Origin of the sequence: Pseudomonas avellanae BPIC 631, assembly GCF_000444135.1 — a bacterium.
Classification (GTDB): domain Bacteria; phylum Pseudomonadota; class Gammaproteobacteria; order Pseudomonadales; family Pseudomonadaceae; genus Aquipseudomonas; species Aquipseudomonas avellanae.
The window spans coordinates 1-1,890 of sequence record NZ_ATDK01000382.1; the positions used below are offsets into that span (position 1 = coordinate 1).

The 1,890-nt window shown below is 50.3% G+C and carries 1 protein-coding gene and 1 pseudogene; both read right to left on the reverse strand.

Annotation, left to right across the window (positions count from 1 at the left end):
- Nucleotides 1–349: 349 nt before the first annotated feature.
- Nucleotides 350–1,363, reverse strand: coding sequence for a TnsD family Tn7-like transposition protein (locus DW49_RS1000000130840; protein ID WP_229687612.1), 1,014 nt, complete (start codon nucleotides 1,361–1,363; stop codon nucleotides 350–352).
- Between the two features lie 132 nt (nucleotides 1,364–1,495).
- Nucleotides 1,496–1,843 (reverse strand): annotated as a pseudogene (locus DW49_RS1000000133950) (TniQ family protein); the annotation flags it as partial.
- Nucleotides 1,844–1,890 lie beyond the last annotated feature (47 nt).

Sequence of the window (1,890 nt, forward strand, 5' to 3'; positions counted from 1 at the left end):
GTCCATCCCTAACTCAATAGCCGGGTGTTGCACTCAGCCTCTGAAACCGCCCTTTTTCATTGACGTGAAGGCATATGGGGACGAAGTTCGCCCAGTGGAAAAACTATGGTCTACTTATATCGCAGGACATCAAGAATCAACGCATTTCGTCGAAGAAAATTATGACCAAGGTGTTGGTGTCTGGTGTTGTCCGTTCCCTGCTAGGGACTTCTTACGGATGTGGGATTGGCGGCCAGTGTATTATCCCTGCTGTAGTTTTGAGCGACCAAAAAGAAAAGGTCCTCAACCTCGACCCGAGCTAGTCAAGAAAGCGCCGCCGGGTATTTACAGGCAGAAATAGGTTCCCGCGCTAACCCGCTGGCCAGACCGCATTGCCCCGTTGTCTTAGAGAACCGCAGGTTTTGAGGTGCAGAACCGTGGATAAGTATGCTCTCGACATAGCGTATCGGTCCCGATTTTCCAAGCAAGACGAGAGCATGGGAATCCTGGCGTACAGCTCGGCCTTGGTGACCGGGCCCCGCTGCAGTTCAGTGATCGCCTCGCACGCCGTTCGTATCATGCTGAGCAGCCGAGAATCTCGAGCCTCCCAGTCAATGAGGTATTTTTCCACTTTGGCCGGTTTCACGAAGGTCTGCTCTTTGGCCATCAACCATACTTTGTCGTTTCTATAAAGCCACGCATAGATAGAAGGAATGGTGTTTCTCAAAGCCTGGACCCCTAGCTCAGGATGCAAATTGTGTAGGTCTTGCCACTGCGCTCTGTGCTCAGCTAGCTCCCGGCTGTTTGTGGCAGCAATAGCCAGTGCGTTGGTATCTGGATGGGCGCGCAACAACCTGTTGATCGTCGAGACCGAGATCTGAAACTCTTCACAAAGCTCCTGTTTCGGAATGCCCTTGCCCAGTTTTGAGAGCAGAACCTCTTTAAGCTGGCCTTTTAATCGTTTGGGCCTTGGAGTGTTTTTGGCTGGAGTCGTAGCGTTTGAAAGCGAGACTCGCTCATCAGGTTTCTGCGATGGAGTGCTTGCGACTTGCTGGGCTACTCTGATCACTTCAGTGCCGTAGGCCTTGAGAAACGACTGCAAGTCATCGAATAGCCAATCAATAAGCACCAGATGCTTCAGAGGGTGAATGCTTCTGCGGGGGGTACGGGTAAGCTGGTCCATAAATGAATCAATGCTTTTCTCGTCTTGCGGCAAGGATTCAAACAGATGAAAGCGGCTAAGAGGCTCTATGCGATCAAGCAGCGATGCAGATCTTTCTCCTTGGAGTAGAGCTGTTCGATAGGTCGCAGCGACGGTGCAAGGGTCAAAAGACGTAACTCGACCTATGGTCGCGAGATCGATGACATTGTTCGCCAAGGCCATAAAAGCTGCGCGGGACCAGAGTTTCTGTGATGACGCCTGTTGGATTAGGCAGTTCTTGGTAGGTAGCGACCATTCGAACCGCCCCGACCACCGTCTACTTTTGGTGGATGCCATGAGCCAAGCTTGATGGTGTGGACATATCATCACACCCGGATATTGGTGTGTGAGGTGCCAGTACGCTACGCCATGATCGTACACATCTTCACGCATGCAGCACGGGCATGCCTTCAACGGGTGTTCAGCGCCGAAGCCACTTGATACTAAGCCTAGTCGATATTTAAGAGAATCAATCCGATCGCTTTTTATAGTTAATATTGCATCTTCAATTTTATTTTGATTTTGAAAGGGAATAAATAGTGAAAATATTGTGTGATATAAGAGAATCGATTCCGCGCTTCCCCAGTAGTGAAATCCAGTTCGCTCTAAAGCCGCTATTCCGCAAGGAATATCATGGGCGGTTTCAGAGGCTGAGTGCAACACCCGGCTATTGAGTTAGGGATGGACTCTCATGATGCTTGGACATCATT

What these genes read in the sequence shown, in the direction of transcription:
- DW49_RS1000000130840 (WP_229687612.1), bottom strand. Translation starts at nt 1,363, where the DNA reads ATGGCCTTGGCGAACAATGTCATCGATCTCGCGACCATAGGTCGAGTT.